Source organism: Streptomyces sp. NPDC029466, assembly GCF_055574515.1.
Genome location: NZ_JBVHZH010000009.1, coordinates 12,331 through 37,930 on the forward strand (window position 1 = coordinate 12,331; position 25,600 = coordinate 37,930).

Consider the following 25,600-nt stretch of genomic DNA (forward strand, 5'->3'; position numbering starts at 1 on the left):
GGGGTGGGCCTGGATGAGGCGTCATGTGGGGACGGGCTCAACGGGCTGCGCAGCCCTGATCGCCCTCCCTCTCGCGTACGGCACCTGGCCGGTGATCCCCTACGGAGCCGTCCCGGCCGCCGCGTCCGCCGCCCTGCTCCTCTGGGCCGTTGCCCGCCGGCCGCGCTCGCGTGACCGCCTCGCCCGCCCGCTGGCGCTCGTCGGGAGCCTGTCGCTGATGACCACCGCGGCCTCCGACCCTCCGTCGGCGCCCTGGGGTTCCGTATGGCGGCTGGCCGAAATGGCGATGCTGCTGGTGCTCCTTGCCGTAGTGGCGCGTTGGGCGCCGCTCCGGCAGGCGGTGATCGCGGCTGGGGTGGCAGGGGTGGCAGTCGCGACATGGACGCTTCCCCTGGTCCCGGAGCCGTCCGTATTGGCGCTGGCCGGTGCCGCTGCCTTCTGGACGCTTCCGGTGCTGGGCGCGGCCGTTGTGGGCGGCTATCCACGGCTGATGGAAAACCGGCGGCGCCGGCTGGTCATCGAGACCCGGCGCGCACAGCAGCTCGAACTCGCCCAGGATCTCCATGACTTCGTCGCCCACGACATCAGCGGAATCGTCGCGCAGGCACAGGCCGCCCGCTTCGTGGCCGCATCCGACCCGGGCCAGGCCCTGCCGGCACTGGAACGCATCGAACGGGCCGGCCTGAACGCCTTGGCGTCCATGGACCGCACCGTACGCATGCTCCACGAGGCACAAGGCGACGGCATCACCCGCCTGGACACGCCCACACCGCCGCATGCCCACCCAGCAACAGACGCCCCCAGGCCATCAGAGGCCCACCAACCACCTCCAGCCTCCCAAGCACCTCATGCCCCCCAAGCACCTCATGCCCTCAACGCACCACCGGCCGTCCCGCCGTCCCAGCAGGCCCCCACACTCCCCGCCCCACCCCTGGATTCCCCGCCCCACCCCGAGCCCCTACCAGGCGTAGCCCAACTCCCCACCCTCATCGCACGCTTCACCTCCGCAGGAGCCACCGAGGCCCGCCTCACCATGCCGCCCACCACCCCCGAAACCCTCTCCCGCGAAGCCGGCTCCACCGCCTACCGGATGGTCGTGGAAGCCCTCACCAACGTCCGCCGCCACGCCCCGGGAGCAGCCCGCGTCGAGGTGACCCTCACACCGGCCACCGGTAACGGCCTCACCGCCCACCCCCTGGTACCCACCCTCGAAGTCCAGGTCATCAACGACGCCGGAACCGCTCCCGCCACCGCCCTCCGCGCCCGACGGCAGCGTGCCGGCCACGGCGGCCGCGGCCTGGCCTCCCTGCGCGCACGGGTCCAGGCGACCGGCGGCACCCTCACCTACGGCCCGCACGACGGCGGTTGGCGGATACGGGCCGTACTCCCACAGACCCACCCGCTCCCCCCGGAGGCGACATGAGCGGCACCCCCACCCGCATCCTCCTGGCCGACGACCAGGACGACGTCCGCAGCGGCTTCCGGCTCGTCCTCGACTCGCAGCCGGACATGACCGTCATCGGCGAGGCCGCGGACGGCGCCACCGCGCTCGAACTGGCCCGCCATCTACGGCCGGACGTCGTGCTGGCGGACATCCGCATGCCCCGCCTCGACGGCCTGGAACTCACCCGCCTGCTCGCCGGGCCCGAGGCCCCCCGGCCGACCAAGGTGGTCGTTGTCACCACCTTCGACCTGGACGACTACGTCCACACCGCCCTGCACCACGGCGCCTGCGGCTTCCTGCTCAAACGATCCGGCCCGAACCTGCTGATCGAGGGCGTCCGCGCAGCCATGGCGGGCGACGCGCTGATCAGCCCCCAGATCACCGTACGACTCCTCCGCCGGCTCTCCCCGCCGGCGCCCTCGCACCCCCACCCCGGCCCCGGCCCGGACGCCCTGACGGACCGCGAACGCGACATCGCCCGCCTGGTGGCCCAAGGCTTCACCAACCAGGAAATCGCCGCCGAACTCGTCATCTCAGCGGGCACGGCCAAGACCCATCTCGCCAACATCCAGGCCAAGCTGAAACTCCGCAACCGCGTCGAAATCGCCGCCTGGTCCTGGCGAACCGGCCTCACCTCACCGGCCTCATAGGTTCCTTGCCCACTACGGCAGGCGCCTGCTGATCGGGACGCCCATCCCCAGGTAGCCTGAACACCTGATCGCACACGCGTTCGAAGCAAGGTGAGGGTGAGGGGATTCCGTTGTCCATGGATTCGTGTGGTGAGCGCCGATGACGCCGACCGATATCTGCTTCCTGGATGCCACCGATCTGGCTGCCCGGATCCGGACGCGGGAGCTGTCCCCGCTGGAGGTCGTCCGGGCGCACCTCGACCGGATCGAGAAGATCAATCCGAGGCTCAACGCCGTCGTGACGGTGACCGCCGAGCAGGCCCTCGATGCCGCGAAGGCCGCACAGGAAGCGGTGGTGCACGACCGGCCGCTGGGACCGCTGCACGGCGTCCCGTTCACCATCAAGGACTCACTCGATTCGGCCGGTGTCCGCACCATGCGTGGCTCGCACCTGTTCGCCGAACACGTCCCGGACCGGGACGCCACCACGGTGGCCCGCTTCCGGGCGGCCGGCGCGATCCCGATCGGGAAGACCAACCTGCCGGAGTTCTCCTACTGGACGGAGAGCGACAACCTCGTCTCCGGCCGCTCCCGCAACCCCTGGGACCCGGAGCGCACCCCCGGCGGGTCGAGCGGTGGGGAGTCGGCGGCCATCGCAGCGGGGCTGTCGCCGATCGGCCTCGGCAGCGACGTCGCGATCTCGATGCGCGGACCGGCCCACTACACCGGCATCGTCGCGCTCAAGGCGACCCACGGCCGGATCCCCTTCACCGGCCACTGGCCGGACATCCTGCGCCGCTACTGGCACGTGGGCCCGATGGCCCGCAGCGTCCGGGACATCGAAGCGGCCTACGCGGTGCTGGCCGGCCCCGATGGACAGGACGGCTACGCCGTGGACGTCCCGGCCGCCGCCGGTCCCGCGGAGGCGCCGGCCGCGCGGGAGGGCCTCCGGGTCGGATGGCTGGTACGACCCGGCTTCGGCCCGGTGGACCCCGCGGTGGCGGCAACCGTGACCGCCGCCGCGGAAGCGCTCGCTGACGCCGGTTGCGACGTTGAGGAAGTGCGCGTGCCGGAGCTGGAGACCTGCGACAGCACACAGCTGAGCGCCACCCTCTTCCTGCCGGAGATCCTCCCGTACTTCAAGGAGCACACGGCAGGCCGGGAGGACGAGCTGCACGCGGTGCTCACGCACACGCTGTCACTGCCGGACGTCCCGCTCGGCGAGTACGTGACGGCGCAGCGCACCCTCGAAGGACTCAAGTCGGCGTTCTCCGCGTACTTCGCACGCTACGACGCCCTGCTGTGCCCCGTCGTGACCATGCCCGCGCCCCCGCACGGCCGGACCGAGTACGTCGTCGACGGCGTGACGGTGCCCGCCTGGAACGTCATGCGTGCCACCGTCCCCTTCAACCTGACCGGCCTGCCGGCCCTCTCCGTCCCCTTCGGCGCAAGCCCCGAGGGACTCCCGATCGGCGTACAGCTGGTGACGAAGTGGTACGCCGAGGACGCACTGCTCCGCCTGGGCGCCCTTCTGGAGTCGGTAAGTCCGGTCCGCGCACGGCGCCCGGCGCTGTGAGGGGCGGGGCGGCTGGTCGGCTGGGCAGGGGGTGACGGGGCTTCAGGCTCGGTTGCCCGGCCACCTGAGAGGCGACTGCCGTCAACTGCTGCCGTCAAAACGGCCCGGACCGTGATCGGTCCGGGCCGTTTGCACTGGTGCCCCCGGCAGGATTCGAACCTGCGACACCCGCTTTAGGAGAGCGGTGCTCTATCCCCTGAGCTACGGAGGCATGGGATGGAACCCCTGACAGGGTAGCTGATGCGTTCGCTGGAGATTGCTTGTGTGGGGGAGAGCGGGTGGCGGGCGTGGCCCGGGGGTGGCGGTGGTTGGGGACGGGGGCCGCCGTCGGGGGTCAGCTGCCGATGTGCCAGCTGACTGTGCCGTCCGTGGTGGCGAGGAGGGCGAGGATGAGGAGGTCGGCGGCGCCGAGGGTGAGGCCGAGGAGGGCGCGGCCGCGGCGGGTGGTGCCGCGGGTCAGGGCCAGGGTGCCGAGGACCAGGGCGCAGGGGCCGAGGAGGAGGTTGAGGACCAGGGTGCCGAGCAGGCCGAGGATGAAGGAGGCCACGGCCATACCGTCCGCGTGGCGGCGGAGGCGGGAGGTGGCCGGGTCGGCGGGCTGGGGCGGTTGGGCCCCCTTGGTGGGTTGGGCCCCCTCGGTGGGCTGGGGCCCCTTGGTCGGCTGGGCCTCCCCGGTCGGCTGGGCCGGGGTTGTTCGGATGGTTTCGCTGAGCGTGGTCATCGGGAGGTCACCTCGTGGTGGTGGCGGCGTTCGCGGAGGAAGAAGACGAGTAGCCAGCCGGCGATGACGGCGGCCGCGACGAGGGTGACCGGGACGGGGAGATGTGCCGCGGTGCCCAGCAGGATCCCCATCAGGAGGAGGGCTGCGACGAGGAAGAGCATGATCTTCCTTTCCGATTCCAGAGGACAGTTGTTCACTCAGTTCCTTCAGTCTACGACTGTCGCCGGGTGGAGTAGTTCGGAGAACGGTTGTTTACTGGATGACATGAGTCACAGTCTTGGAGTCCGGCAGGCCCAGAAGCAGAAGACCCGTCAGGCGTTGCTCGACGCGGCGCTCGGGCTGCTGGAGGAGCAGAGTCTGAGCAGCCTGGGGCTGCGGGAGGTCACCCGGGTGGTGGGGGTCGCCCCGACCGCGTTCTACCGGCACTTCCGGGACATGGGGGAGCTGGGCGTCGCCCTGGTCGAGGAGGCGTTGGGGAGTCTGCATGTGATGGTGCGGGCGATCCTCGCCGAGCAGGACGGGGCCGAGGAGCGGATCGACCGTACGGTCGCGGTCGTCCAGCAGCATGTGCGCCACCATCCGCTGCACATCCGGTTCGTGGCGCGCGAGCGGCACGGCGGGGTGCGGGATGTGCGGCTGGCCATCGCGGGGGAGCTGGACCGGTTCGCGGAGGAGGTCGCGGCGGCGCTCAAGTCCCAGCCGGTGTCGGAGGGCTGGCGCGATGACGATGTGCGGATGCTGGCCGAGTTGTATGTGGACCGGTTGGTGACGACGGCCGCGGCGCTGCTCGATGCCGAGGCGGACGGTGCGGAGGGGGCGGCCGAGCAGGTCGTACGGGTGGCGCGGCGTCAGCTGCGGCTGATCAGCGTCGGACGGCGGCACTGGCTGGCGGAGGGGAGGGGGAAGGGGGAGGAGGGCGCGGGGTAGGCGCTATGCGCGTGCCGGGGTCACCCGTACGCGAAAGGTGCCGTCCGGGTTCTCCGTCAGGACCGTGACGGCTGCGCCGGTGGTGCGGTCGGTGTAGGTGTCGCCGGGGAGGAAGGTGGCGTCGGTCAGTTCCGGGTCGACGTACTTGTTGTCGCGGTAGCAGCCGCCGCTGTGCGGGGTGGCGTCCACGATGCGGAGGGGGCCGCGGCCCGAGGGGACGTGGGTGGCGACGCGGTAGATGAGGATGCCGGGGCGGCAGACCGTCGGGTCCAGCAGGCCGCGGGTGCGGGCCTCGGCCACCAGGGCGGTGTGCGCGGAGGTCGGGATGACGACGATCTTCGTGCCGCCGCGGGCGGAGACCGGGGTGAGGGTGTGTTCGCCGGGTGTCCCGCGGTGGGGGACGCAGTGCACCTGATCGGCGGAGAGCCAGCCGAGTTTCCACTTGTGCCAGCCGACGAAGTCATTGCTCGGCCCCCAGTCCTCGTCCATCGGATCCCAGTGCCCTGCGGGGGGCGGGGCGTCGCGGCCGTCCGTGAAGTAGAGGTCGGGCAGGCCGAAGCTGTGGGCGTTCTCGTGGTTGAGGACGCGGAAGGCGCTCCTCCCGGTTTGCCGGCTCCAGATGAACGACGCGTTCCGGAACGGCACCCCGTCGGCGGTCCGCAGCCCCATGTCGCCACCGCTGAAGGTGACCGAAAGGACCGTACGGGTGGCCGGCGGCCCCGCGTTGGGGGTGGCGATGATGTTGATGACGTCGTAGTCGCGGAAGTCGACGAGGGGGTCGACGGCGCGTACGACTTCCCGGGAGAGGGCGTGGTAGCCGCCATCCGAGGCCGGGTCGAAGCCGGCGCCGCGCTGGATGCCGTACGCCGCGAGCGGCCGGGACATACGGATCCATCGGAGCAGCGGCCTGGGGCGGTAGGTCAGCCTGCCGTACGAGCTGGTGCGGAAGTAGTCCGTCGCGGCCGGGAAGAACTCGGCGAAGCGGTCGCCGGGGGACATCGTGGCGCGGGCGTCCGGGAAGTCGATGAAGAGGGTGAGCGCCTCTACGGCGCCGGTCGAGCGGGAGAAGCCGGCGGGGGTCTCGGCGGATTCGGCGACGTCGTCGCTGATGCCGCGCAGCGCGCACGGGCCGCTCGGCGGCGCGCCGGGCACCGAGGGTATGGCCACGGCGCTGGGCGGTGAGCCCAGGGCTATCGCCGCGGCGGCGGTGGCCGCGCCTGCGGCCAGGACCACGGAGACCTTGTGCTTCATACCGATCACCTTGGGTCGGCGGGTGATCGCTCGCGCGCGGGATTACGTCAACTGGAGTCATGGCGGGGTCGGGTGGGCGGACGCGGCGGACGCGGCAGGCCGGGGTGTGGTTCAGGTCACATGGGGGAGTGAAATATCCGGGGAGGGTGTCCCCGTTTAACCAGACGTCCGGGTGAAACGGGGAGCCTGTCCCCGGTTCGTGCGGGTCGTCGAGACCGCACGCGGGACCCAGCCGTCGGATGCGCCGACAGAGGAGAGGAGTGAGCTGCCGTGACCGCCATCGCCGCAGGTGCGAAGTCCGGGAAGCAGGAGCAGCAGCCCCGGCTGCGGGCCGACGCGCTGCGCAACCGGGAGCGGATCATCGCGGCCGCCCGCGAGACGATGGTCGAGTTCGGGGCCGAGGTCCCGCTCGATGAGATCGCCCGTCGCGCGGGTGTCGGTAATGCGACGCTCTATCGCCACTTCGCGGATCGCCTGGAGTTGATCCACCACGTCACGCTGTCCGTCATGTCCCGTACCGCGGACCGCGCGGAGAGCGCCCTTGCCGAGGAGTCCGATGCGTTCCAGGCGCTGAGGCGCTTTGTCCACGCCGCGGTGGAGGAGCGGATCGGGGCGCTGTGCCCGCTGCTCTCCGATGGCGTCGACCGGGACCACCCCGATCTGTGCGCGGCGCGGGACCGGCTGGAGGCGGCCGTCGAGGCCGTGATGGCCGCCGGACGCGACAGCGGTCGGCTGCGCACCGACATCGCCGTCGGTGATCTGATGGTCGCGCTCACCCAGCTCACCCGGCCGCTGCCGGGCAGCCGCTGTCCGGACTTCGACCGGTTCGTGCACCGGCATCTGCAACTGTTCCTGGACGGTCTCCAGGCACCCGCCCGCTCCGAACTCCCAGGCGCCGCCGCCACGTTGGATGACTTGAGGCGCCGCTCCTAACCCCCCGGCGGTCGCTGCACCGCCGACCGTCACCCCCTTCCCGTCCTCCCCTTCCCGTCCTCCCCTTTATTTCGCTCACTGCACCAGTAGGTGGATCCCGCCATGCCTGAAACCGTCCCGTCCGTCGATCCCCGGCGCTGGAAAGCGCTGATATTCATCGCTCTCGCCCAGCTGATGGTCGTGCTCGACGCGACCATCGTGAACATCGCACTGCCCTCCGCCCAGCAGGATCTCGGTATCACCGACGCCAACCGGCAGTGGGTGATCACCGCCTACGCACTGGCCTTCGGCGGGCTGCTGCTCTTCGGCGGGCGCGTCGCCGACCTGTGGGGACGGAAGCGGACCTTCATCGTCGGGCTCGTCGGATTCGCGGTCGCCTCCGCGCTCGGCGGGGCCGCGGGCAACCAGGGGATGCTGCTGGGCGCCCGTGCCCTCCAGGGCGTCTTCGGTGCGCTGCTGGCGCCGGCCGCGCTGTCACTGCTCGCGGTGACCTTCACCGAGGCCAGGGAGCGGGCCAAGGCGTTCGGCATCTTCGGTGCGATCGCCGGTGGCGGCGGCGCCGTGGGGCTGATCCTCGGCGGGGTGCTGACCGAGTACCTGAACTGGCGCTGGACCTTCTTCGTCAACATCCCGTTCGCCGTGGTCGCCGCGACCGGCGCCTTCCTGGTCATCCGTGAGCCCGCGGAGGGCCGTAACCCGTCCCGGCTGGACATCCCCGGCGTCATCCTGGCCACCCTCGGCCTGGTCTCGCTGGTCTACGGATTCACCCGCGCCGAGTCGGACGGCTGGCTGGCCGGGCCGACGCTCGGCCTGTTCGCCGCCGCGGCCGTGCTCCTGCTGGCGTTCGTGCTGGTCGAAGCCAGGGTGAAGGCCCCGCTGCTGCCGCTGCGGGTGCTCACCGACCGGAACCGCGCCGGTGTCTACGCCTCGCTGGGCCTGGCCGTGATCGGCATGTTCGGGCTGTTCCTCTTCCTGACCTACTACCTCCAGATCGTGAAGGGCTACACGCCGGTCACCACCGGTCTGGCCTTCCTCCCGATGATCGTCGGCATGGTCACCGGCTCCACGCAGATCGGCGCCCGGCTGATGACCCGCGTCCGGCCGCGGCTGCTGATGGCGCCCGGCTTCACCGTCGCCGCACTCGGCATGCTGGTGCTGACCCGGATCGACCTGGACACGTCCTACCCCGCGCTGATCCTGCCCGGCTTCCTGCTGATGGGTCTGGGCATGGGTACGGCGTTCATGCCGGCCATGTCGCTGGCCACGCACGGTGTCCAGCCGCGCGACGCCGGTGTCGCCTCCGCGATGGTCAACACCTCGCAGCAGGTGGGCGGCGCGATCGGTACGGCCCTGCTGAACACCATCGCGGCCAGTGCCACCACCGCGTACGCCACCTCGCACGCGGCCGGTGCGCGCTCGGCCGACCTGCTCAAGCTCCAGTCGATGGTGCACGGCTACACCACCGCCATCTGGTGGGCGGTCGGCATCCTGGCCCTGGCGGGCGTGATCGCCTTCACCTTCATCAACACCGGGCGGCCGGGCGCCGGTTCGCCGGCGGCCTCCTCGGCCGAGGGGGAGCGCACGGTCCTGGGCTCGTCGGAGGGCCAGGACGAGATCCAGGTGCCGGTCATGGCGCACTGAGCGGGCGGCTACGGGCCGGGCCGGGCCGTACGGCGTCCCGCGCGGGGGCGGGCCCGGCCGTGGCCGACCCGCCCCGGCGCCGTACGCCACTCCGCGCTCCGGCGCCGGTCTGCCCCGGGCCCTTCGCTCACACGGGCGTCGGCCTCTCCCGGCTCCGCTGATCCGTCAGCGCAGCCAGGGGAGGTCGGCGCCTTTCGGTTGCAGCCCTTCGGTCATCACTTGGCAGATCTCGGCGAGTTGGCCGACCTGCTCCGGGGAGAGTCGGTCGAAGATCGCGGAGCGTACGGCGGCGACATGTCCGGGGGCGGCCTTCTCCAGGACCCGCATCCCCTCATCCGTGAGAAGGGCGTTCTGGCCCCGCTTGTCGGACGGGCAGTTCTCGCGCCGTACCCAGCCGTTCTTCTCCAGGCGCGCGACCGCATGCGAGAGCCGGGAGCGGGTGATCTTGGCGTTCTGAGCCAGCTCGGTCATCCGCATCCGGCGCCGCGGTGCCCGGGAGAGCTGGACGAGCAGGCCGTAATAGACGTGCGGCATCCCCGCGTCCCGTTGCAGCTGGCGGTCGAGGTGGTCCTCCAGGAGCGTGGTGGCGTGGAGGTAGCACTGCCAAGCGAATTGCTCCTCGTCGCTGAGCCAGCGCGGCTCGGCTGCGGGTTCGTTGCTCATACCATCCACTCTCTCACCACTCGGAGAGTTATTTAAGTTTTAACAACGTCGAATTATGCCCAAATCCTGACACTTGAAACTTCAAGTATGTGGTTTTGTCGATGCGCGGTCCTCCGCACCCACTACTGCCAAGTGTGACGCCGTGGAGCGGTGATGTCCGTAACGGGCGGCCGACGATCTGTCCGGCACAACGGTCCGTCCGTCAGTCGACCTTGTCGATCAGTGCCATGGCGTTCAGGGCGGCCGACAGGGCGCGGGTGTCACCGCCCTCGGAGGCCGCCGCGACGTCCAGCGCGGTGTCGGCGAACTTGATTACATGCTCGTCGCCGTGGGTGACCGCCCGCTCGAAGACCTCCTCGGGTGCGAGTCCCTCCGCGCTCGGTGCCGGGCGGGCGGTATCCGCGGCGTAGAGCGTGGTGAGCGCGGAGGCCGCCGACCAGGCCACCGTGAACGAGCCCGCCCAGAGCTCCCGGGGGAGCGCGGGCAGGGTGCGCAGCACCGCGTTGGGCGCGGTGGCGGCGTGCACCAGCAGGATGCCGTTCCCATGACCGTGGTCCGCGTAGTTGAGGGTGGCGGCCCGCACGAGCGCGGTCAGGCCCTCGCGTGCGGCTTCGGGATCCTCCGGGATGTGCAGCGATTCGGTGGTGCTCAACCAGCCGGAGATGCACGGGAGTTGGGCGTAGCCGTCCAGGGGTGTCACGTTCCGCTCGGGGATGCGGGGGAGGGCGGCCAGGGCCTCGGCCGGGGTGGCGCTGCCCTGGGGGCGCACTGTGGTGGGCAGAAGCAGATGGCGGGCGGCCCAGTAGCCGAGGGCGTGCGCGAGCTCCGCGATCCGTGCCTCGTTCTCCCCCTCCGCCAGCAGGCTGCGTACGGCATGGCCCACGCGGATGACGGGGTGGGTGGCGGCGCCGGCGATGCCGGGCAGCAGCCGCGGCCACCACTCGGCGAGGAGCGCACGCCAGGGGCGCTCGGCGATCCGCTCGGTGAAGTAGCCGGTCCAGTCGGTGACCCGGCCCGGATCGCCCAGTGCCTGCTGCCAGTTGGCGTCGGTGATACGGCCTTGGGGAGCCGGTACGTCCTCCAGCTTTCGCGCGTAGGTGTCGAGCCAGCGGTGGACGGTCCGGGCCTGGCCGTTGCGGACCATGGCTTCGACGGCCATCGGGCCGTGGTTGCTCAGATAGCCCCCGAACTCGGGGCCGGCGGTGTGCAGTCGTAACAGGGCTTCGTCGAGGGTGCCGTTCGTCGTCTTCTCCATGGCCCGAGGCTAGGTCGGCGCGAAGGCGTCCCGTATCGGGCTTGCGGCCCACACCGCTGGTCTTCGCGGCCTATGCCGCCGGCCTCCACGGCTTACGGCGCCGGTCGTAAGGCCGCTGCTGGGGGCGGTCGCGGGGGGCGTCAGCCATACCGGACAGGAGGTGTCGGGTATTGGAGGGAGGGTGCTGCCATGACGTGTGAGAGCAGAGGCAGGGAAGGCATCGGGAGCGGTGCGGGCGACGCGGTCGGCTGGTCGGGGGTGGAGGCGGTGGTTCCGGAACTCGCCCGGCGGGTGCGCGAGCGGTTCGGGGCGTACCGGCACCACGTTCTGGCGACCGTACGGAAGGACGGCGCACCGCGGCTCACCGGCCTGGAGGCGGACTTCCGCCACGGGGAACTGTGGCTGGGCATGATGACCGGCTCGCGCAAGGTGGCGGATCTGCGGCGCGACCCCCGGTTCTCGCTGCATGCCAATCCGGGGCCGGGCACCGATCTGACCGGCGGGGATGTCCGGGTGTCCGGGCGGGCGGTGGAGGTGACCGACCCCGGTCAGGTCGCGCGCTACGCGGCGGCGGTGCGGCCGCCGGAGCCGTTCCATCTCTTCCGGGCGGAGCTGACGGAGGTGGTGCGGACGTCCACCGAGCCCCCGTATGTGGTGGTGGAGAGCTGGGCGCCGGGCCGGGGGCCGCGCACCATCCGGCGGACCTCCAACGACCCGGCGCAGCGGGAGGAATGAGCGGGCGGGCGGCCGGGCTCAGCCGACGTCGCGGGCCCGGGAGCGGCCGTCGTCCGGTTCGAGGTGCCAGCTGATGACGCGGCGCGGATGGACGCGGATCACGTCGTTGCTGAAGAAGTCGGGGGCCATCGGCGGCGCGTCGAGGGTCAGTAGTTCGGCGCGGCCGCGGATCTCCACGCCGCGGCCCCAGCCGGGCGCGACCGGGTCGTCGGCCGGGGCCATGTCGTCGATGAGCAGGGAGACTTCGGGACGGGCCTGGGCGTTGCGGTACTTCTGGCTGCGCCGCAGTGTGGGCCCGCCGATGTCGAGGGTGTCGTCGTCGTTCAGCACGAAGCCGACCGGGCGCACCTGGGGCCCGCCGTCCGGCCCGACGGTCGCCAGACGGGCCAGCGGCTGACCGGCGAGGTAGGCGCGCTCCGTGGGAGTGAAGACCTTCCCGGTGGTGTCGGGGGTGGGCGCCGTCGTGGTGGGCGGGGCGGCGGCGTCCGGTGCCGAGGTGTCCGGGGTGTGCGGCGTCGGGCCGCTGGAGGGCGTGGTCATAGCGCTGACGCTAGGACCTCAAGTGCGATTGAGGTCAAGGGGCGGGCCGCTTCAGTGGGTGGCCACCGGCAGTCGGTGGGCCCGGTCGCCCTTGTGACGGTGGTGCTCGTGCGGCCGGTGGAGGCCGTGGGGCTCGCGGACGCGGTGGGTGCGGAAGACGTAGAGGGCGGCGACGAACATCACGGCGCCCAGGGTGAGGCCGAAGGCGCACGACTTGAGGATGGCTTCACCGCCGAGGCTGTAGACCCAGCCCATCGAGCAGCCGAAGAGCGCACCGTAGGCGGCCGCCCGGGTCTCGGTGATCATGCTCGACTGGAAGTGGGCCACCACCAGGCCCAGTACGCCCGACACCACCGCCCCGGCCAGCCCGTACAGCACGGCCTGACCGCCCTTGATGCCGGCGGTGTGCGTGCGGAAGATGATGAAGCAGCCGAAGGCGAGCGCCGTGAGGATCGGCAGTGTCACCGTCGGCGGGATGTGCCGGGCCCGCTCCTTCATCCCGGCCATTCCCGAGGCCCGCGGCAGCGCAGGGGCGTCGGTGGTCGCGCCGTGCTCGGGTTCGACGGTGCCGTGGGAGCGGGCGGCCCTCGCGCCGTGCCGCTGGGCGTGCTGGTCCATGGCGGGCTCCTCTCGGTTTCCCCCGCTGCCCCTCCTGTCCAGGCGACACCCGGGCGCCGCCCGCGGCAACCGGAACGGCGGGCGACGCCGCCGGGGGCGGGGGGTGAACCGCAGATTCAGCCCAGATCCTTCTGGTACCAGGCCACGTCCCAGTAGCGGCCGAACTTGCGGCCCACCTCCGTGTGCGTACCGATGTGCCGGAAGCCGAAGCGGGTGTGGAGGCGGGTGGAGGCCGCGTTCGGCTGGGTGATCCCGGCGTAGGCGCGGTGCACGTCCTCGTCGGCCAGCGCCTCGAACAGGGTCTTGTACAGGAGCGTGCCGATGCCGCGGCCGGACGCGTGCGGCGCGCAGTAGACGGTGACCTCGACGGAGGGGGCGTAGGCGGCCTTGGGGCGGAACGCGCTGCTGGTCGCGTAACCGAGCAGCGCATCCGCCGGCTGCCCGGGCCCGGGGGCTGCCGAGCCCGCGGAGGGGCCGGGTATCGACCCGTTGTGCGGGTTTTTCGTCCGTTCTGTCGCCTCTTGGGCAACCAGAAGACGGTGCGGGCCGTCTTGGGGGTGGGAGAGCAACCACGGGCGACGCTGGTCCGGAGTGAAGGGCTCCAGGTCGAACGTGATGGAGGTCTCACGAATGTAGTGATTGTAAAGATCGGTAAGGGCCGGAAGGTCCGCTTCGACGCCCGCCCTGACCTGCACTTCCCCGTGTCGTTGCAGCATGTGGCCTCCTAAATGGTGCCGCAGGGTACTGCATGATCAGAAAAATAGCGGGGCCTCCTGGGAATTCTGTCCGGATTCCAGCCGTTGTTTCCTTCGGACGGGCCTCGCGGCGAGCATCGGCTTCGATGCCACCCGGCCCGCCCACCGTCCCGCGACCGACTCATCGCAAAGGGAGCACACGCATGGCAACCCGTGCCGTCGCCCGCCGTCAGGAAAGCAGCAGCGGTTCTGACGGGGCCAACAGTGTTCGCGCCGTAGGCGGGGAGATCGCCGACCGCGACCTGGTCGGCATGTACCTCGACGAGATCGCGCGTACGCCACTGCTCGACGCGGCCAAGGAGGTGGAGCTGTCCCAGACCATCGAGGCGGGCGTCTACGCCCAGCAGATCCTGGACGGCGAGGTCACCGACGGCAATGCCGCAGGCGCCGGCCGCGAGGAGCTGGCGGCGCTGGTCGAGGAGAGCGCCAAGGCCAAGGACGTCTTCATCCGTTCCAACCTCCGCCTGGTGGTGGCCGTAGCCCGCCGCTACCCGCGCGCCGGACTCCCCCTGCTGGACCTGATCCAGGAGGGCAACGCCGGTCTGGTGCGTGCCGTGGAGAAGTTCGACTACACCAAGGGCTTCAAGTTCTCGACGTATGCGACGTGGTGGATCCGCCAGGCCATCACCCGCTCCATCGCCGACCAGTCGCGCACGATCCGGCTGCCCGTGCACCTCGTCGAGGAGCTGGGCCGAATACGCCGGGTGCAGCGCGAGTTCAACCGGGAGAACGGCCGGGACCCGGAGCCGGCGGAGGTCGCCGGCGAGCTGGGCTCCACGCCCGCCCGTGTCACCGACGTACTCGACTGGGCGCGCGACCCGGTCAGCCTCAACATGTCGGTGGACGACGACGGCGACACCCAGTTCGGCGATCTGCTGGAGGACACCTCCGCGGCCTCGCCCGAGCAGTCCGTGCTCACGCTGCTGCGCAGTGAGGAGCTGGAGGACCTGATCGACCGCCTCGACCACCGCACCGCCTCGATCATCAAGGCCCGCTACGGCATCGAGGACGGCCGTGAGCGCACCCTGACCGAGGTCGGCAAGCAGCACGGCCTGACCCGCGAGCGGATCCGCCAGATCGAGAAGCATGCGCTGCTGGAGCTGAAGCGGATGGCGCATGACACGGGATTCGACGCGGCCGCGTAGCGAGCGCGCGGGTGCGCGCGCCAAGATCCCAGGCACGGTCTGTGACGGACGAGCCCCGACGCCCTTCGAGGTGTCGGGGCTCCGTCGTGTCCGGAGCCCAGGGGTCTCGAAGGGGCGTCGGCATCACCGCCGCGACGTCTCGAAGGGCGTCGGCATCACCGCCGCCGAGAGTGGATGTCCGTTTGAGTCTGCCTGACGCCCGGGTCTGTTTACTTTGCGGGAATCCGGGCGTAGCCTCGCACTGAAACCACAGGCTCGGGCATGGAACGGACACTTACGCAGATGTATGCACCGGAGCGCCAGCAGGAGATTCTGCGGCTCGCCCGTGAGGGCGGCCGGGTCGATGTGCTCTCCCTCGCGGAGGAGTTCCAGGTCACCGCCGAGACCGTGCGGCGCGATCTGAAGGCCCTGGACCGGGCCGGCCTGGTGCGCAGGGTGCACGGCGGAGCCATCCCGGCCGGCCGGCTGGACTTCGAGCCCGACCTCGCCGAACGGGACGCCGTCGCCGCCGACGAGAAACAGCGCATCGCACGGGCCGCGCTCGCCGAGCTCCCCGGCGGCGAGGGCGGCCCGGGCGGCGCAGGCAGCTCCGGGAGCGTGATCCTGGACGCCGGCACCACCGCCGCCCGGCTCGCCGCCGAGATCCCGCTGGAGGCCGAGCTGACCGTCGTCACCCACGGTCTGCCGGTCGCCGCACGGCTGGCCGACCACCCCGGCCTCACCCTGCACCTCGTGGGTGGCCGCATCCGGCACCGCACGCGGGCCGCGGTCGACGACTGGGCGCTGCGTGCCTACCGCGAGATCAACGCCGATGTGCTGTTCCTCGCGACCAACGGCTTCTCCCTCGACGGCGGCCTGACCACCCCCGACCTCGCGGAGGCCGCCGTCAAGCGGACGCTGATCGCCGCCGCCCGCCGGGTCGTCCTCCTCGCCGACTCCGCCAAGTTCGGGCAGCAGCACTTCGCCCGCTTCGGCGAGCTGTCGGACGTGGACCTGCTCATCACCGACACCGGTCTGAGCCCCGACGACGCCCTCGCCATCGAGCGTGCGGGCACGGAAGTAGTACGCGCATGATCCTCACCGTCACGCCCAACCCCAGCCTGGACCGCACGTACGAGATCCCGGCGCTGGACCGCGGGGCCGTGCTCCGGGCCACCGGCGACCGGATCGACCCCGGCGGCAAGGGCGTCAATGTCTCGCGCGCGGTCGCCGCCGCCGGGCACCGCACCCTCGCCGTGCTTCCGGTCGGCGGACCCGCCGGTGCGGCGCTGGCCGGACTGCTGAGCGCCGAGGGCATCGAGGTGGCGGGGGTGCCGGTGGCCGGCCAGACCCGCTCCAACATCTCCGTCGCCGAACCCGACGGCACCCTCACCAAGATCAACGCGACCGGCCCCGAACTGTCCGCGGAGGAGTCGGAGGAACTGCTCGTCACGGTCGGCGAGCGGTCCGTGGGCGCCGACTGGATCGCCTGCTGCGGCAGCCTCCCGCGCGGTCTGGCCCCCGAGTGGTACGCGGAGCTGGTCGCCCGCACCCACCGGGTCGGCGCCCGGATCGCCCTGGACACCTCGGGTCCCTCGCTGACCGCGGCGCTGCGCGAACGCCCCGACGTCGTCAAGCCGAACGCCGAGGAGCTCGGCCAGGCGGTCGGCCGCCCGCTCACCACTCTCGGCGACGTGGTCAAGGCCGCCGAGGAGCTGCGCGCCCGGGGTGCCCGCGCCGTACTGGCCTCCCTGGGACCCGACGGTCAGATCCTGGTCGACGAGGAAGGCGCCTACTACGGCAGCGCCCGGGTCGCCGCCGTCCGCAGCAATGTCGGCGCGGGCGACGCCTCGCTGGCGGGCTTCCTCACGGCGGGCGGTACGGGCCCGAGGGCGCTGGCCGTGGCCCTGGCCCACGGCGCGGCCGCCGTCCAACTCCCCGGCAGCCAGATGCCGACCCCGGCCGACCTGGACACCTCCGCGGTCCGCACCACCGACGCGGTGCCGTTCGACCGCCCACTGACGGAGCCGGTGCCATGAGGGCCGCGCGCCGGGCTGCTGCCGTGACCGGCGTGTCCGCCGTGTGCGGAGCCGGTGTCATGAGCGCCGCGTGCCGTGCGGCCGCCGTGACCGCCGGGTACGGGGCCGGTGCCATGAGCACTGCGCGTCGGGCCGCTGCCGTGACTGCCGCGTACGGAGCCGGGGTTGTCGGGTCCGCGGCGCATCCCCGCATCCCCTCCGCCGTTCCCCCGGTCCGCACCGGGCGGCGCCCCAGCCACCCCCCGTCCCGTCCCCACCGCCCGTACGGCGGTACCGCGCGCAAGGGAGCCCGCGATGAGTGAGCTGATCACCGCGGAACTGGTCGACCTCGACCTGTCCGCAGAAACGAAGGAAGCCGCCGCACGGTCCCTGGCCGAGCGGATGGCCGCCTCCGGTCGCGTCACCGATCTGGAGGGCTTCCTCGCGGATGTCGCCGCACGCGAGGCCCAGATGCCGACGGGTCTGGACGGCGGGATCGGCATTCCGCACTGCCGCAGCGAGCACGTCACGGAGCCGACGCTGGCCTTCGGACGCAGCGCCTCCGGCATCGACTTCGGCGCGCCGGACGGCCCCGCCGACCTGGTCTTCCTCATCGCGGCCCCGGCGGGCGGCGACGCCGACCATCTGTCGATCCTCTCGACCCTCGCCCGGCAGCTGATGGACGAGACCTTCACCGGCGCGCTGCGGTCCGCCACCGCCCCGGAGCGTACGGCGGCCCTGATCCGGGGGGACGAACCGGGGGCGGCCGAGGGGGATGCGGAGCCGGAATCTGCGGCGGCCGGGGCGGAGGCGGAGCCGCCCGCGACCGTGGCGGCGGCCGACAAGACCTCCATCGCGGCGGCCGACGAGACGCCCACCGCGGCGGCCGATGAGCCGGGCGCCGAGCCCGCCCCCACCTCGTCCGCCACCGAGACCACTCCCACCCCCTTCCGCATCGTCGCCATCACCTCCTGCCCCACCGGCATCGCGCACACCTACATGGCCGCCGAGTCGCTGGAGAAGGCCGGACAGGCCGCCGGTGTCGAGGTGTTCGTCGAGACCCAGGGCTCGGCCGGTTTCCAGCGGCTCGACCCGCGGCTCATCGCGGACGCGGACGGCGTGATCTTCGCGCATGACGTCGAGGTCCGGGAGAAGGAACGCTTCGCCGGGAAGCCCACCGTCGACGTCGGGGTGAAGGCGGGCATCAACCGCCCCGCCGAACTCATCGCCGAGGTACGGGAGAAGGCCGCACACGGCGAGACCAGCGCCCCGGCGCGCGCCGCCGCCCCCATGGACAAGGGCGCCGACGCGGGCGACAACTTCGCCACCCGGCTGCGCAAGTGGCTGATGACCGGCGTCAGGTACTTGAGTCAAGGTACTTGGAAGAACCGCAGGTGGGAGGCACCATGGATGAGATTCTGGAAGCTTGGGCGGACCGTCAGGCGGCTCGGGCACCTGAGATCCCGCGCGAGGAACTGCGCGACCTGGCCGACGCCTTGGGCATCGACTTGCCAGAGTGAACCGGCGCTGAGGCCCCCACCTTGTTGGTGGGGGCCTCTTTGTGTCTCGGGAGTGCTCTGCATCAGGGCGCCCTGGGCCAGCTGGCCTGGCTGACAGCTGCGTACCTTGTCGAGCGAACTTGGGCCCCGCTCGACTGCCCCCGAGGGAAACCGACTGCCGGACGGGGCTCGGGCAGCGTGCGGCGTTTCGCTGCTGGTGGCTTTTAAGCGCTGAGATCCAGTGTGGGAGTGAAGTAGGCGCCTGTCAGGAAGGCGCCGGCGAAGGTGTTGGGGCCGTGCCGATCGTCAAGCCACGCGCTCAGTGCTCGTGTGTCTCCGCTGATTACTGCGGTCAAGAGAAGATCGTGCAAATCCTCTTCCTCGCACGGCGCAAATTCGGCAAGGAACGCCGCGTACCGATTGTTCACCCCCGCTTCGTAGCGTTGGAGCGCTCCGACGTAGTGGGCGGCCTCTGCGGTATTCCCCTCGCCCAGATCCCCCGTCACGTCCTCTTCGGCGAGTGTCCCTGTGGTGTCCCGGAAGGCGAGCCGACCCAACACGTCAGCGGGTTCACGCATGCCGGCTCGGGCCGCTACGTCGCGAGTGATGCGACGGGCTTCCCTATCGCAAGCACCCTCCATCACAACGCCGAGATTCCGTGTGTGCGGAGTGCCCTCCGGGTCGGCGGCAGAGTACGACTGGCCTGTTGGGCGCCGGAAGTTGATCCCGTACTGCGTCCGTGTCGGCCTGCCCCCTACGTCTACGTACCGTCGCCGAGACCCGTAGTGCAGGCAGTCATGGGCGTACGCCCGTAGCAGGTCGAGAAGTGCCAGTTCCGGGCGCTCGGGGTTGTCCTGCTCCATGGGGCCGTACATGGTGACGACCGACAACATTTGCAGGTGCCGGTAGCCCTGGTCAGGGTGGTGGAACCCACCGAACGCACCCGACCGAACCGATTCCGCCCCCACCAGCACCCTGTCGGGCGGAAGCATTTGTGAGAGCCCGAGTTCGGCATAGCGGCACCGGGCTGCGTACAGACCGCTGTGGAACAAGGCCGTATCAACCCCCAATGCCTGCCACCGCGCCAGGCGATCCGGAACCGGACGGAACGTGTGATCCGGGTGTCTCGCCGTGAGTACAGACGAGTCTGCGCGTAGTGCGGATAAGGTCACCGCGGTTTGCGCCCCCACGACGGATTCGTTGGGCGCCAACGGGGTTACGAGGGGGTGCCCTCGATGAGTAGCCGGTGGGATTCCTGCATCTCCGTCGGCAGTGAGTCCAGGTTGAACCACTGTGCCTCCAAGATCTCGAAGCTGTCGATCTTCAGGGTTCCTCCGGTGTGAAGCGCTTCGTAGGCCACTTCCACGCGGAGTTTGTAACCGCTCGTGACGTTCACCAGGCGACCGGGCTTAACGTCGAGCCCGGTCTCTTCCTTCACTTCCCGGACGATGGTCAACGGGAATTCTTCGCCTTTGATGGCGTAGCCCGTCGGCAGGCCCCAGGGTCGTTCCGGGGGCCACATCCGGTGCTTGAGTAGCAACACTTGACCCGCGTCGTTCCGGACGACCCCGGTAACCCCCACCATGAATTTGGCGTGTGCGAACCACAGCACTCGCCATTGCAAGGGGCCTCGGATGAGCCGCCACAGTCGGGCAAGAAGTCGCTTCACGGGTGTGCCTTTCGCTGTGCTGATGGGTGCTGCGGCTGTGTGCCCGCAGTGCTTGACACAACTCTTGCAGTCGCTACGGGTCACGTCTGGTTCAAATCGAGTACTCCCGAACGGGCGGGCGCACCACCCTCGCTCCGTTTCCGGCGGGGTCTTGGATGACCTCCCCAACCCCGCCGGCACGGTGCTGGTCTGTCGTACTACGCAGCGACCAGCGCACCCACTACGTCGGTCGGCTCGGTGGTGCCTCCGTCGCCCTGGTCGGGGGTGTCGGTGGGGTGCTCGGGCGTCTCCGTCTCGGTCCCGATCGTCTCGGGCTGGTCGGTCTCGTGCTCGGTGGTGTCGGGCTCGATGGTCGCGGGCATACCGCGGCCCCCTTCTCTCGGTTGTTCCCGGCCCGGATGGGCTCGGGTGTTGCCCGTCCGTCCGTCACAGCGGAACGGGCGCCCGCCATCGGTGGGCTACCGGTCGTGAGGGCTACCGGCTCCATCGATTGCGGAAGTCGTCAGCCGCTACGGGCGGCGGCGTGCGCACCACGCGAGCGACACACCGAACGCGCTGTGAAGCACGTTGATCGTGGTCGCAGCCTCTGAAACGAGGTGGGCGGGACTGCCGCCTTGTGCAACCCGTCGCAGAGTCTCGATCCGCCACTCCGGTGGGAGCCTGTTGAGCCGGCGCACTACGCCGGTGCTGTTCTCGCTGCTCCGGTCGTCGTAGCTCACCGGCTCCGGGGGTGCCTGGTCGCGCTTCATCGCTTCGGATGCAGCAAACAGGGCGACCGAGAGCGAGGGGCGTTCGGCTTGGCGCTGGTCGCGCTCCCAGCCAGCGGGCTTTCGCGCGGTCTCCATGCGCCGCATGGTCTCGACCATCCAGGCGGGGGACAACGTCCCGTATTGGCTTTCAAACTGCACCGCATTGACTGCTTCCCGGGCCCGGTCGGGTTGGGCTTCGGGCCACCGTCGACTAGACCAAGGGCGTTCGCACTCCTCGGCGAAATAGGCAACTTCGGAGATCAGCCGGGTAAGCCGCAGCGGTTTCGGTGCGGGAGCGGTTGCAATGTTGTGGCCGTCCGCAAGTGCCCAGTACACGGCAACTTGATCGTGTTCGGGAAGCTCGTCCCAGAGGCCATGGGCTTTCAGCTCGCCCCAGACAAGAGGGGCTAATGACCGGGCGATTTGGCGTACGTCCGCCCACTGATAGTGCGGACCCATTGCGAGAGCGTCCAGCGCACTGCGCAACTCGTCCAGCTTCACCCCAGAGGCGCGCTGTGGTTCTGGTGATGCCTTCATAGCCCTTCCAGGGTGCGAGGGTGTGCGGGTCTGGTATCCCCTCCCCGAGCGGGGAGGTAGCAGGGGAGGGGAAGACCGGTCAACGGGCGAACGGGTACACCAGCAGCCACCCGAGCACTGCGAATGTGGCGAGCGTGGTCACGTTGACGAGCATCGTCCGGACGAACCTCACTCGCCGTGGGGTGCCTTTTCGATGTGGGAGCGCGCCCCCTGAGTGGTACGCAGCAACGCCTGAGCGGCAGCCATGTCCCGGCGCGGCTCCCCCCACTCATCGAAGCGTGCGGCGAGCCAACCGGGACTCACCCCGAACGCAGTAGCAAGAGCGTTCATGGACTCGTCTTTGCGGTAACGCCTAATGATCTGGTCCCGACTCGCGTGCACCTTCTCGCGCGCGGCCTTTCGCTGCTCAGGCGTGCGTGGCACTCGTCAAACTCCTTTTAAAATCCCGTTGTTGAGCGAATTGCGTTGCGGATGCATGGCGAGCGTGACCCGTCCTGGCCACAAAACGGGGGATGAGCCAACCCGACATGCGACGGGCCTTCCTGTGGCTCACGTGACCAGGACGGGGGATTGTGGACTGCCCGTGATCTTCGGGCGGCGGCGCGGTGGCCTCGACCATGGGGGCAGGCAACGGCCAGATAGTCAGCGTGTACCGGTCTGCGTGGTCGGATACCACCAGCGTTGCCGGCGACCCTCGATCAAGCTGTTCACGGGCCGTCCGCTGTGCTCGGGAGTCCTCGCACCACGCCCGTAGTTGCGCGGGGCAGGTCGCGGCAGGTACGTCGAAGTAGTGCCCGCGCTGTGGCTTCCACGCATCGGAGCAACCCGGATCGAGCCTGTTCGCGATGCGCTGCGCCTGTCCGCGTGCCCACCGGAGAGCTAGTTTCGGTGAGACCGCCTGAGCGCTGGCAAGGACCTGGGTCGTGATCTTGCCGCCGCTGTACGCCCCGGCATCCTTGGTGACTTCGCAGGCGTAGGCCGGGGGCAGTGCCGACCCGCTCACATGGGGTGTCCCTGTGGTCACAGAATCTCACCCCGGCTTCGCGCGTTCGCGCGGGCATTCTCGGCGTGTATGCGCTGTTCGGCGCTGGCCGGCTTCACGTCGTCGGGGTCAACGGTCCATTCGGTCCCACCGTTCACGGGACGCAGTGACCAGCGCCCGCACCACTCGCCGCGGAACTCTCCGACTCGCCCTGTGGCGTCCACCATGAGCGTGCCGGTGGCTGGCGTGGGGGGAGACTCCTGGCCGTTAGGGGGAACGTTCTGCGTAGACACCGCCGCTCCTCTCTGTAGTGGTTTCACTACCAGGGCGGTTCAGCGTGGCCTAGAGTCGGCCTGTCTTCAACGTTCCAGAAACGGAGGGCACATTGGTCAACGTGAAGGAGCTGACCCCAGATGCCTCCCCCCAAGCGGCCTACGGAGCACGTTTGCGCAGCGTGCGGGAGGCACGCGGATGGAAACAAGACGAGTTGGCTGACCTGGTGGGCTACTCAGGCAGGCATATTTCCGCAGTTGAAACAGGACGCAAACCGCCAACTCGCCGTTTTTCGCGGTGCTTAGACACTGCCCTCGGACTCACAGGCAGCGCAGAGTCCTTTGAGCGCGCATGGGGGGAGATCCGGAACGGCAGCTTGCTGGAAGGCTTCACGGAGTACCTGGGGCAGGAGGCTCGCGCGGCAGAGATCCGGCTGTTCGATGTAGGGGTAATCCCCGGCTTGCTTCAGACGCCGGAGTACGCAAGGGCCATCGAAGAAGGGCACGTTAAGCGGGGCACACTCAGCCCCGAACAAGCCTCAGAGCAGGTTGCCTTCCTGGCAGAACGGCAAGCGGCTTTGGTGCGGCGCAACCCGCCCATGGTGATCGTGGTCTTGGATGAGAGCTGCATCCGACGGCCGATCGGAGGCGCTGAGGTCATGAAGCGCCAGTTGGCCCGGCTCGTCGAGTTCGCTGACCAGCCGGACACCGCACTCCAGTTGGCACCCTTCGCCATAGGCGAGCGTCGCCCGTTCAACCGGCTGGTGAACTTGTTGACCCTGCCTGACCGCTCCGTCATGTCCTACGTCGAGTCCGAGACGAACGGGCAGTTGGACAGGGAAATCACTTCCGTGCTGCCGCTGGTGAGGGCCTACCATCAACTACAGGCCGAAGCGCTTTCCCAGGCGGAATCAGTGGCCACGATAGAGCAGGTACGAAAGGGCATCCCGTGACGACCGACCCCCTCCCCCTCACCTGGTTCAAGTCCTCCTACAGCGGTAGTGGCGGTTCCTGCGTAGAGGTTGCTGCCGATCTCGTTACTTCGCGTGGCGTGGTCCCCGTCCGTGACTCCAAGAACCCCAGTGGCCCGTTCCTGGAGCTCCGCGCGGACGCGTTCTCGGAGTTCGTGGCGGGTGTCAAGTCAGCAGCGTTCGGCGCACTCTGAACCTGGGCCGGCGCCTACTAATTCCGGGACATCGCAGCGCACGAAGCACACCAAGGCTGCGAGCCGTGCGCGAGCCACATGAAGGAAGGTCCCGCCCTACCTCCGGACCACCGGGGGCATGGCGGGACCTTCGCGCGTGAGTCGACCACGCCCAACACATCGCCTACAAAGGGGCAGTTGTGCTCACAGCCCTGCCCCACAGCACTTATCAGGATAAGAGGTTGCCTCCCGTCCGTCCGCCCCTCATGCTGGTGACTTGTCAGGACGAGTGCCTAGCCGGCCTTCGGTGGCACTCGTCATCGATCCTGCAAGAGGAGAGTTTCCGTGAAATCTGCATCTACCTACACGCGCCTGCGTACGGTCATTGCCGCTGTCGGCGCTATGACGATGGCGGGTCTTGGCGTAGGTACGGCCTACGCTTCTGAGATTCCGCCGAGCAAGCCGACTTCTGAATTGGTTATGACGGACGCTCTGAATTTCCGGGCGGGCCCGAATACCGATTACGTGGCGCGCGGAATGCTGTACGCGAATGATGAGGTGGAGATCATCTCCTTCCGGAACGCGGGACCCGATCAGTGGGACAAGGTTCGGCTTCTGCGCACATCCGCGGGTGGCTTGCCTGCTGGCTCGGTTGGGTGGGTGAAGCAGTCGTACCTGACTCCTCCGACCTGCGCTTCTGCCCCCGATGATCAGTGCGACCTGTACGGCGGCGGCTGATCTGCATGAGGTTCGGCCCCCTTCCGACGTTCGGAAGGGGGCCGAACTCGTATCGGAAAGTACCTTCCGGTCGGCCGTTTCAGTAGGCGAAACAATACCTGCCGGTCAGACGGTTTTATTGCAGTAGGTGGAATGGAGAGCACTAGGTGGTTGCGCGTCAAACATGTGGCCTGATTTGCTGGATCGCTGGCCGATGGTGCGGAGTTGGCCGCGAGACATTGCGAGATTTCGGGGGTGTGAGCCGTGAATGCTGAGCCGTGGATCAACGACGGCGAGAGCGAGGGCGTCTGGGTCCGGGGCGGGGACTACCTGTCCGGGTGGCGGGATGCGGACGATGCGGCGAAGGCTTTGAACGGGGCTGCACTTAGGGCGGGTTGTGTCGGTGACTGGCGTGCCTCTCCGCATGCGGGCCCGTCGGGTGAAGGTGTGGTTTGGCTTTCTCCTGAGGCGGTGCGTGTGCTGGCGCGGTTGCTTGAGGACGCCACACACGAGCGTAAGTGGACTGCCTAGAGGGGGTGTTGACCGGCTGGCCCCACGGTGGTCAGCTGGTTCACCTGGTCGTGGGGGGCGGGGGTCCGGAGGAGCCCCCCACGAGATTGCGCGCGGCGCATCGCGCCAAACGGTCTTTCGCTGCGCGGGAACGGCGCCAAGGTGAATGACGGTGCCGCACTCCGCGGGAGACTTCCGGGCGCGCGACTGCCGGATCGCCCCGCAGGGGTGATGCCGTTTAGACCTGCCGGACTATTCACTGGGCCGGCTGCGACGGAGATCTGAGATCGGGGTATCGCATGGCATGGGGACGGACGCTCAAAACTGCTCAGGGCAGTGAAGTGCACATCGAGGTGGACGGCCGTGGCGTGAGCTGGGTCGTCTGCGCGGGCTGTCGCAAACGGCAGATCGTAACCGGGTTCGGCTCCCCCCGATCCAAGGCAGAGCGTCATGCGCGGTCGTGTCGACGCTGATGCGGTAGCCGCACCTCGCCCTCGGCCCGGTCGTCCTGGCGCTCCCGAAGGCACACGAAAGCCCCCGCTTGCTCTTGCTGGCGGGGGCTTCTCACGTTCTGGGCGCTGCCGCTGTCAGGGCGGCGGGCGTCCGGACGGGACCGGCCGAAGGCCGCACGCCCGGCCGGTGCGCCCGACCGCCCGGCGCGCCGAAGGCGCGCCCTTGATGAAGTGAAGAA

At 69.8% G+C, this 25,600-nt stretch carries 26 protein-coding genes, 1 tRNA gene and 1 pseudogene; 14 read left to right on the forward strand and 14 right to left on the reverse strand.

Annotated elements, in window-relative coordinates; all coding sequences use genetic code 11:
• Window positions 1–13: 13 nt before the first annotated feature.
• From ACZ4XD_RS10055 to ACZ4XD_RS10065, 3 genes are all read left to right on the forward strand, one after another.
• Entirely contained in the window at window positions 14–1,423 is a 1,410-nt protein-coding gene (locus ACZ4XD_RS10055) for a sensor histidine kinase (RefSeq protein WP_468040127.1), read from the forward strand.
• Window positions 1,420–2,094 carry a response regulator gene (locus ACZ4XD_RS10060; protein ID WP_468040129.1) on the forward strand — a complete coding sequence of 225 codons (675 nt, stop codon included), beginning with the start codon at window positions 1,420–1,422 and terminating at the stop codon, window positions 2,092–2,094. The genes ACZ4XD_RS10055 and ACZ4XD_RS10060 overlap by 4 nt, the downstream gene beginning before the upstream one ends.
• A gap of 139 nt (window positions 2,095–2,233) precedes the next feature.
• Window positions 2,234–3,649: an amidase gene (locus ACZ4XD_RS10065; RefSeq protein WP_468040131.1), complete on the forward strand. Its 1,416-nt coding sequence runs from the start codon at window positions 2,234–2,236 to the stop codon at window positions 3,647–3,649.
• Between the two features lie 135 nt (window positions 3,650–3,784).
• Here ACZ4XD_RS10065 and ACZ4XD_RS10070 read toward each other — a convergent pair.
• The 3 genes from ACZ4XD_RS10070 to ACZ4XD_RS10080 all read right to left on the reverse strand — a co-directional run bounded on the left by ACZ4XD_RS10070 (window position 3,785) and on the right by ACZ4XD_RS10080 (window position 4,567).
• Window positions 3,785–3,860, reverse strand: a tRNA-Arg gene (locus ACZ4XD_RS10070).
• A 123-nt stretch (window positions 3,861–3,983) separates the two neighbouring features.
• Window positions 3,984–4,370, reverse strand: coding sequence for a hypothetical protein (locus ACZ4XD_RS10075; protein ID WP_468040133.1), 387 nt, complete (start codon window positions 4,368–4,370; stop codon window positions 3,984–3,986).
• Complete coding sequence (locus ACZ4XD_RS10080; protein ID WP_468040441.1) at window positions 4,367–4,567, reverse strand: hypothetical protein; 201 nt, start codon at window positions 4,565–4,567, stop codon at window positions 4,367–4,369. Before ACZ4XD_RS10080 ends, ACZ4XD_RS10075 begins: the two co-directional genes overlap by 4 nt.
• 67 nt (window positions 4,568–4,634) lie before the next feature.
• Between ACZ4XD_RS10080 and ACZ4XD_RS10085 the strand changes: the two genes are divergently transcribed.
• Complete coding sequence (locus ACZ4XD_RS10085; RefSeq protein WP_168479758.1) at window positions 4,635–5,297, forward strand: TetR family transcriptional regulator; 663 nt, start codon at window positions 4,635–4,637, stop codon at window positions 5,295–5,297.
• 3 nt (window positions 5,298–5,300) lie between these two features.
• Here ACZ4XD_RS10085 and ACZ4XD_RS10090 read toward each other — a convergent pair whose 3' ends face one another.
• Entirely contained in the window at window positions 5,301–6,548 is a 1,248-nt protein-coding gene (locus tag ACZ4XD_RS10090) for a M6 family metalloprotease domain-containing protein (protein WP_468040136.1), read from the reverse strand.
• Window positions 6,549–6,818: 270 nt separating this feature from the next.
• Between ACZ4XD_RS10090 and ACZ4XD_RS10095 the strand changes: the two genes are divergently transcribed.
• Window positions 6,819–7,481, forward strand: coding sequence for a TetR/AcrR family transcriptional regulator (locus ACZ4XD_RS10095; protein ID WP_468040138.1), 663 nt, complete (start codon window positions 6,819–6,821; stop codon window positions 7,479–7,481).
• Window positions 7,482–7,583: 102 nt separating this feature from the next.
• Window positions 7,584–9,122: an MFS transporter gene (locus tag ACZ4XD_RS10100; RefSeq protein ID WP_468040141.1), complete on the forward strand. Its 1,539-nt coding sequence runs from the start codon at window positions 7,584–7,586 to the stop codon at window positions 9,120–9,122.
• A gap of 165 nt (window positions 9,123–9,287) precedes the next feature.
• On the opposite strand, the gene ACZ4XD_RS10105 is transcribed toward ACZ4XD_RS10100, so the two are convergent.
• Window positions 9,288–9,785 carry a MarR family winged helix-turn-helix transcriptional regulator gene (locus ACZ4XD_RS10105; protein WP_042156153.1) on the reverse strand — a complete coding sequence of 166 codons (498 nt, stop codon included), beginning with the start codon at window positions 9,783–9,785 and terminating at the stop codon, window positions 9,288–9,290.
• Between the two features lie 202 nt (window positions 9,786–9,987).
• Entirely contained in the window at window positions 9,988–11,040 is a 1,053-nt protein-coding gene (locus ACZ4XD_RS10110) for a questin oxidase family protein (RefSeq protein ID WP_468040143.1), read from the reverse strand.
• A gap of 189 nt (window positions 11,041–11,229) precedes the next feature.
• Between ACZ4XD_RS10110 and ACZ4XD_RS10115 the strand changes: the two genes are divergently transcribed.
• Entirely contained in the window at window positions 11,230–11,775 is a 546-nt protein-coding gene (locus ACZ4XD_RS10115; protein WP_468040145.1) for a pyridoxamine 5'-phosphate oxidase family protein, read from the forward strand.
• An 18-nt stretch (window positions 11,776–11,793) separates the two neighbouring features.
• Here ACZ4XD_RS10115 and ACZ4XD_RS10120 read toward each other — a convergent pair whose 3' ends face one another.
• The 3 genes from ACZ4XD_RS10120 to ACZ4XD_RS10130 form a co-directional block, all read right to left on the reverse strand.
• Window positions 11,794–12,315 carry a PPOX class F420-dependent oxidoreductase gene (locus ACZ4XD_RS10120; protein WP_468040147.1) on the reverse strand — a complete coding sequence of 174 codons (522 nt, stop codon included), beginning with the start codon at window positions 12,313–12,315 and terminating at the stop codon, window positions 11,794–11,796.
• 51 nt (window positions 12,316–12,366) lie between these two features.
• Complete coding sequence (locus tag ACZ4XD_RS10125; RefSeq protein WP_468040149.1) at window positions 12,367–12,933, reverse strand: hypothetical protein; 567 nt, start codon at window positions 12,931–12,933, stop codon at window positions 12,367–12,369.
• Between the two features lie 116 nt (window positions 12,934–13,049).
• Window positions 13,050–13,649 carry a GNAT family N-acetyltransferase gene (locus ACZ4XD_RS10130; protein WP_468040151.1) on the reverse strand — a complete coding sequence of 200 codons (600 nt, stop codon included), beginning with the start codon at window positions 13,647–13,649 and terminating at the stop codon, window positions 13,050–13,052.
• A gap of 182 nt (window positions 13,650–13,831) precedes the next feature.
• On the opposite strand from ACZ4XD_RS10130, the gene ACZ4XD_RS10135 reads away from it, so the two are divergent.
• The 4 genes and pseudogenes from ACZ4XD_RS10135 to ACZ4XD_RS10150 all read left to right on the forward strand — a co-directional run.
• Complete coding sequence (locus ACZ4XD_RS10135) at window positions 13,832–14,833, forward strand: sigma-70 family RNA polymerase sigma factor (RefSeq protein ID WP_251084718.1); 1,002 nt, start codon at window positions 13,832–13,834, stop codon at window positions 14,831–14,833.
• 282 nt (window positions 14,834–15,115) lie between these two features.
• Window positions 15,116–15,907, forward strand: a complete 792-nt coding sequence (locus tag ACZ4XD_RS10140; protein ID WP_468040154.1) for a DeoR/GlpR family DNA-binding transcription regulator — start codon at window positions 15,116–15,118, stop codon at window positions 15,905–15,907.
• The gene (pfkB, locus tag ACZ4XD_RS10145; RefSeq protein WP_468040156.1) at window positions 15,904–16,851 is read left to right on the forward strand and encodes a 1-phosphofructokinase; all 948 of its coding nucleotides are present in this window, start codon (window positions 15,904–15,906) and stop codon (window positions 16,849–16,851) included. Before ACZ4XD_RS10140 ends, pfkB begins: the two co-directional genes overlap by 4 nt.
• A gap of 294 nt (window positions 16,852–17,145) precedes the next feature.
• Window positions 17,146–18,198 (forward strand): annotated as a pseudogene (locus ACZ4XD_RS10150) (fructose PTS transporter subunit IIA); the annotation flags it as partial.
• Window positions 18,199–18,553: 355 nt separating this feature from the next.
• Here ACZ4XD_RS10150 and ACZ4XD_RS10155 read toward each other — a convergent pair.
• From ACZ4XD_RS10155 to ACZ4XD_RS10175, 5 genes are all read right to left on the reverse strand, one after another.
• Window positions 18,554–19,321 carry a hypothetical protein gene (locus ACZ4XD_RS10155; RefSeq protein ID WP_468040158.1) on the reverse strand — a complete coding sequence of 256 codons (768 nt, stop codon included), beginning with the start codon at window positions 19,319–19,321 and terminating at the stop codon, window positions 18,554–18,556.
• Between the two features lie 224 nt (window positions 19,322–19,545).
• The gene (locus ACZ4XD_RS10160; RefSeq protein ID WP_468040161.1) at window positions 19,546–19,998 is read right to left on the reverse strand and encodes an NUDIX domain-containing protein; all 453 of its coding nucleotides are present in this window, start codon (window positions 19,996–19,998) and stop codon (window positions 19,546–19,548) included.
• Between the two features lie 197 nt (window positions 19,999–20,195).
• Window positions 20,196–20,360, reverse strand: coding sequence for a hypothetical protein (locus ACZ4XD_RS10165; protein WP_468040163.1), 165 nt, complete (start codon window positions 20,358–20,360; stop codon window positions 20,196–20,198).
• A 147-nt stretch (window positions 20,361–20,507) separates the two neighbouring features.
• Window positions 20,508–21,206 (reverse strand): hypothetical protein, encoded by a 699-nt coding sequence (locus tag ACZ4XD_RS10170; RefSeq protein ID WP_468040165.1) that lies wholly within the window; start codon window positions 21,204–21,206, stop codon window positions 20,508–20,510.
• 1,098 nt (window positions 21,207–22,304) lie between these two features.
• A complete protein-coding gene (locus ACZ4XD_RS10175; RefSeq protein ID WP_468040166.1) occupies window positions 22,305–22,559 on the reverse strand; it encodes a hypothetical protein in 255 nt (84 codons plus the stop codon).
• A 92-nt stretch (window positions 22,560–22,651) separates the two neighbouring features.
• Between ACZ4XD_RS10175 and ACZ4XD_RS10180 the strand changes: the two genes are divergently transcribed.
• The 3 genes from ACZ4XD_RS10180 (at window position 22,652) to ACZ4XD_RS10190 (ending at window position 24,420) form a co-directional block, all read left to right on the forward strand.
• Window positions 22,652–23,491, forward strand: coding sequence for a helix-turn-helix domain-containing protein (locus ACZ4XD_RS10180; RefSeq protein ID WP_468040167.1), 840 nt, complete (start codon window positions 22,652–22,654; stop codon window positions 23,489–23,491).
• The gene (locus ACZ4XD_RS10185; RefSeq protein ID WP_468040169.1) at window positions 23,488–23,703 is read left to right on the forward strand and encodes a DUF397 domain-containing protein; all 216 of its coding nucleotides are present in this window, start codon (window positions 23,488–23,490) and stop codon (window positions 23,701–23,703) included. Before ACZ4XD_RS10180 ends, ACZ4XD_RS10185 begins: the two co-directional genes overlap by 4 nt.
• A 324-nt stretch (window positions 23,704–24,027) precedes the next feature.
• Window positions 24,028–24,420 carry an SH3 domain-containing protein gene (locus ACZ4XD_RS10190; protein ID WP_468040171.1) on the forward strand — a complete coding sequence of 131 codons (393 nt, stop codon included), beginning with the start codon at window positions 24,028–24,030 and terminating at the stop codon, window positions 24,418–24,420.
• Window positions 24,421–25,600 lie beyond the last annotated feature (1,180 nt).